The sequence below is a fragment of the Streptomyces calidiresistens genome (assembly GCF_014141525.1).
Classification (GTDB): Bacteria; Actinomycetota; Actinomycetes; order Streptomycetales; family Streptomycetaceae; genus Streptomyces; species Streptomyces calidiresistens.
On sequence record NZ_VKHS01000439.1, the window covers coordinates 1 to 4,649 of the forward strand.

4 protein-coding genes and 5 tRNA genes are annotated in these 4,649 nt (G+C 75.3%); 6 read left to right on the plus strand and 3 right to left on the minus strand.

Annotated features, from left to right (window positions below; translation table 11 throughout):
• The 3 genes from FOE67_RS17105 to FOE67_RS17115 all read right to left on the minus strand — a co-directional run.
• Positions 1–286: GNAT family N-acetyltransferase (locus FOE67_RS17105; protein WP_182665239.1), on the minus strand; the 286-nt coding region annotated here is incomplete at its 3' end.
• Positions 287–324: 38 nt separating this feature from the next.
• Positions 325–1,176 carry an aminotransferase class IV gene (locus FOE67_RS17110; RefSeq protein WP_182665241.1) on the minus strand — a complete coding sequence of 284 codons (852 nt, stop codon included), beginning with the start codon at positions 1,174–1,176 and terminating at the stop codon, positions 325–327.
• Entirely contained in the window at positions 1,173–2,351 is a 1,179-nt protein-coding gene (locus tag FOE67_RS17115) for a chorismate-binding protein (protein ID WP_228473976.1), read from the minus strand. The genes FOE67_RS17110 and FOE67_RS17115 overlap by 4 nt, the downstream gene beginning before the upstream one ends.
• A 264-nt stretch (positions 2,352–2,615) precedes the next feature.
• On the opposite strand from FOE67_RS17115, the gene FOE67_RS17120 reads away from it, so the two are divergent.
• The 6 genes from FOE67_RS17120 to FOE67_RS17145 all read left to right on the plus strand — a co-directional run.
• Positions 2,616–2,688: transfer RNA gene (locus tag FOE67_RS17120), tRNA-Gly, on the plus strand.
• 23 nt (positions 2,689–2,711) lie between these two features.
• Positions 2,712–2,782: transfer RNA gene (locus FOE67_RS17125), tRNA-Cys, on the plus strand.
• A 1-nt stretch (position 2,783) separates the two neighbouring features.
• Positions 2,784–2,858, plus strand: a tRNA-Val gene (locus tag FOE67_RS17130).
• A 27-nt stretch (positions 2,859–2,885) separates the two neighbouring features.
• Positions 2,886–2,957, plus strand: a tRNA-Val gene (locus FOE67_RS17135).
• A 4-nt stretch (positions 2,958–2,961) separates the two neighbouring features.
• Positions 2,962–3,036, plus strand: a tRNA-Val gene (locus tag FOE67_RS17140).
• 603 nt (positions 3,037–3,639) lie between these two features.
• On the plus strand, positions 3,640–4,649 hold a 1,010-nt coding region (locus FOE67_RS17145), incomplete at its 3' end, for a serine/threonine-protein kinase (RefSeq protein WP_228473975.1).

The window sequence follows — 4,649 nt, forward strand, 5'->3', positions numbered from 1 at the left end:
CCCCCGCCTCCCCCGGCGGGAGGGGCAGCAGGGCCCGGACCCGGTCGCACCCCCGGGAGCGCAGCACCTCCTCCGCCGCGAGCAGGGCGATGCCGCCCCGTCCGCGCCGGCGCTCCGACTCCGCCACCCACAGGTGATCGATCCGCCCCCGTCGGGGCGGGTCGCCGTCGGTGGACAGGACGAGCTCACCGATCGGGCGGCCGTTGTCGCGCAGCAGGTAGGAGCACCGGACGCCACCGTCCGGGGTGATCCGTTCGGGCTCCCGTGGTCGCAGGGTGACGGTCATGTCGCATCCCTACCCGGGTCGGGCTCCCCGGGACCCGCTCAGCGCCCGCCGACCGGAACCGGCCGGGGGTCGGGATCGGCGCCCGAGCGGACGGCGAACTCCCGCATCAACCGGGTGGTGACCGGCCCCGGGGCGGCGGACAGTTCCCGGTCGTCGACCCGGTGGAGGGCCTGCACGTCCCGGGTGGTGGAGGTCAGGAAGATCTCGTCCGCGTCCCGCAGCACCCCCAGCGGCAGATCGACCTCGCGGGCACCGCTCCAGGCCACCACCAGGGCCCGGGTGATGCCCGCCAGGCAACCGGAGGAGAGCGGTGGGGTGAGCACGTCGCCGCCGACCACGACGAAGACGTTGCTCCCGGTCCCCTCGCACAACAGGCCGGCGGTGTTGGGGAAGATCGCCTCGGAGGCGCCCGCCTCCCGGGCCCGGGCCAGCGCGAGGACGTTCTCCGCGTAGGAGGTGGTCTTCAGTCCCGCCAGGGCACCGCGCTCGTTGCGGGTCCACGGCACGGTGACGGCGGCCGTGGTGTCCGGTCGCGCCTCGTACCCCTCGTGGGCGACGACCAGGGTGGGAGCGCCCGGGACGGCGGCCCGCATCGAGCCCAGCGGACCGCGTCCGCCGGTGAAGGTGATCCGCAACCGTCCCAGCGGGTGGGGCTCGGCGTCGATCACGGCGGCGCAGGCACGACGGACGAGATCGGTGTCGGGGGCGGGCAGGCCGAGGCCGGCGGCGGACCGCCGCATCCGCTCCAGGTGGAGGGTGAGCGCGAAGGGGACGCCCTCCACCGTCTTGACCGCCTCGAAGACGCCGTCGCCCACGGTCAGGCCGTGGTCCAGCGCCGATACCGCCGCGTCGTCGGCGTCCGTCAGGGTGTCGTTGAGCCAGATCCTCACCGCATCGCCTCGTTCTCCCGGCGGGGTCGGGGGTCCGCCCCGCGTCGTTCGCGTTCCCCGGGCCCCCCGGAGCCGGTCGTCCGGGCGACGGTACCCCCGACTTCGCCGATCGCCGCGCCGCGGCCCGCCGTCCCCGCGCGACCGGGTGCCCCGGTCGGCGGCCCGGTGGGCCGACCGGCGGCGATGGCGAGCAGGCGGGCCGCCTTGAGCTCCGTCTCCCGCCACTCCCGCTCGGGGTCCGACCCCCAGGTGATGCCGGCGCCGGTGCCGAACCGCAGTTCCCCGGCGCCCGAACGGGCGCGGTCGATCCAGAAGGTGCGGATGCCGACCGCCAGTTCGCCGCGCCGGCGATCGGCGTCCACCCAGCCGACGGCGCCGCAGTAGGGGCCGCGCGGCACGGTTTCCAGCCCCCGCAGGATCCGCAGGGCGCTGGATTTGGGGGCGCCGGTCACCGAGCCCGGCGGAAAGGCGGCGAGGAGCAGTTCCGGCCAGCCGGTGCCCCCGCGCAGTTCCCCGCGAACGGTGGAGACGAGGTGGACCAGGCCGGGGTGCGCCTCCACGGCGCACAGCCGGGGGACGGTGACCGTGCCCGGCACGCAGACCCGTCCCAGGTCGTTGCGGACCAGGTCCACGATCATCACGTTCTCGGCCCGGTCCTTCTCCAGCAGGTCGGCCTCGGTCCGTCCGGTGCCCTTGATCGGGCCGGACTCGATGACGGCGCCTTCCCGGCGCAGGAAGAGTTCGGGGGAGGCACAGGCGATCTCCACCCCCCGGGAGGGCACCCGGATCACCCCGGCGTGGGGCGCCGGGTTGCCCGCCGCCAGATCGGCGGCGAGGGCGTCGGGGTCGGTGTCGGGTCCCACCGGGGCGGAGAGCACCCGGCAGAGGTTGGCCTGGTAGACCTCGCCGGCGGCGATGTGCTCGCGGATCCGCCGCACCCCGGCGACGTAGGCCTCCCGGTCCAGTGAGGAGGTCCAGCGCCCGGGGTCGGGGGCGTGCCGACGTCCGGCCGCGCGGGGCGGTCGGGGGTCCGGCCGCACCCGGCCGAACCTGGCGCACGTCACGCGCCCCTCGTAGTCGACGGCCACCGCCCACCACCCGCCGGCGTCCAGGGCCGCCGGGTCGTCGGTGACGTCCAGCAGATCGGTGGCCAGCAGGCCGCCGAACCGGGCCATGGGGGCGCCGACCCCCGGGAAACGGGACACCTCGTGCACATGTGCGAGTCTAGGCCCCGGTCGGTGGGGGCTCCGCGCCGGGAGGCCGGGGAATCGCCGGGCCGACACCGCCCCGACCGGCGCGGGGCCCCTCGCCGGAGGGGGCCTCGGACCCGCTCGGCGCCCGTCGACCGGACCCGGCATCGGCAACCGAGTTTGAGCAGCGCGGGGAATCCGCTAGAGTTCAAGGCGTCACCGGGAGGCGCGAGCCGACCGGGAGGCACTGCGGACGTAGCTCAGTTGGTAGAGCACCACCTTGCCAAGGTGGATGTCGCGAGTTCGAGTCTCGTCGTCCGCTCCGAGGGGTCCCCGACCCCCGCCGGTGGAGTGGCCGAGAGGCGAGGCAACGGCCTGCAAAGCCGTCTACACGGGTTCAAATCCCGTCTCCACCTCGGACGATTAGCTCAGCGGGAGAGCGCTTCCCTGACACGGAAGAGGTCACTGGTTCAATCCCAGTATCGTCCACCACCGGCTCCGGTCACACCGGAGCCGTCCGCGCGATTAGCTCAGCGGGAGAGCGCTTCCCTGACACGGAAGAGGTCACTGGTTCAATCCCAGTATCGCGCACTCGGGACGATTAGCTCAGCGGGAGAGCGCTTCCCTGACACGGAAGAGGTCACTGGTTCAATCCCAGTATCGTCCACCACCGGCCGGGGGCCGGGGAGCAGCTGCTCCCCGGCCCCCGGCCGTTCGTCGCCCCGCCGCCCGGAGGGATTCCGGGGGCGGAAACGCCGCGTGGCCGGGCACCTCCCCGGTACCCGGCCACCGAGCCGCCCGTCGAACCCCCGTCCCCACGGGGTGACACGGCCGGGTCCCCGATTCGGGCCGCTCACCCGAACCCGGGGCGCCGCTCAACGCCCCGTACCCGACCACGGACGACATCCGCGCGCCGTCCCCGTTCCCCCCGTGCGGGAGGACCGGGGACGGCCCGTTCACGGCGACGGACGGTGACCTCGGGGGACGAGTGCTTCGCCCGCCGCCTGCGGCAACGATAGGCCGCCGCTCCCGTCCCGCACGTCAGTCCCCGGAACGGATCACACGCCTCCCCCGGGAGGAGGGCGTCCCCCACCGGCTACTCCCCCGGGTGGAGACCGCCGCCCCGGAGGTCCGCCCCGGAGCGGGGAACTCCCCGGAACCGTCTCGGGGTTCCGCCCGCGGCCCCGGGATCACCTGCGCGGCGGACCCCCAACCGACCGACCCGATCCGTAAGCTGTGCTGCGTCAGATCGGAGCGGCGACGGGGATGGGACATGGCGATGATGCGGCTCCGGCGCGAGGACCCGCGAGTCGTCGGAACGTTCCGGCTGCACCGTCGGCTCGGCGCCGGCGGGATGGGAGTGGTCTACCTCGGCTCGGACCGGCGCGGCCAGCGGGTGGCGCTGAAGGTGATCCGTCCCGATCTGGCGGAGGACCGGGAGTTCCGCTCGCGGTTCGCCCGGGAGGTCTCCGCGGCCCGGCGGATCCGCGGGGGGTGCACGGCCCGCCTGGTGGCGGCCGACCTGGAGGCCGAACGCCCCTGGTTCGCCACCCAGTACGTCCCGGGCCCCTCGCTCCACGACCGGGTGCTCACCGACGGGCCGATGACCGCGGCCGAGATCGCGGCGGTGGGGGCCGCGCTCGCCGAGGGGCTGGTGGCCGTCCACGAGGCGGGGGTGGTGCACCGTGACATCAAGCCCTCCAACATCCTGCTCTCCCCCAAGGGACCGAGGATCATCGACTTCGGCATCGCCTGGTCGACCGGGGCCAGCACCCTGACCCGGGTGGGCACGGCGGTGGGTTCGCCGGGCTTCCTCGCGCCCGAGCAGGTGCGCGGGGCCGCCGTGTCCGCCGCCACCGACGTCTTCTCGCTGGGCGCCACCCTCGCCTGGGCCGCACTCGGCGACTCCGCCTTCGGCCACGGCAGTTCGGAGGTGATGCTCTACCGGGTGGTGCACGAGGAGCCCCACCTGCGGGGGGTGCCGCCGGCCCTGGAGCCCCTGATCCGCGCCTGTCTGGCCAAGCATCCCGAGGAACGCCCCACCACGCTCCAACTGTCGCTGCGCCTCAAGGAGATCGCGGTTCGGGAGGCGCGGGGCACCGTCCCGCCCGGCCGGGCCCCGCGGGCGGCCGCGAGCGCCGGCCGGGAGTCCTCCCCCGGGCGGGCCCCGGCCCGGGGCGAGCAGCGCGCCCCCCGCTCCGGGGAGCGCCCCGCGGACCGGGGGGCACCCGCCTCCCGGTCCGCCGGGAACGGGCGCTCACGGACCGGTGGGGGCTCCGGCAC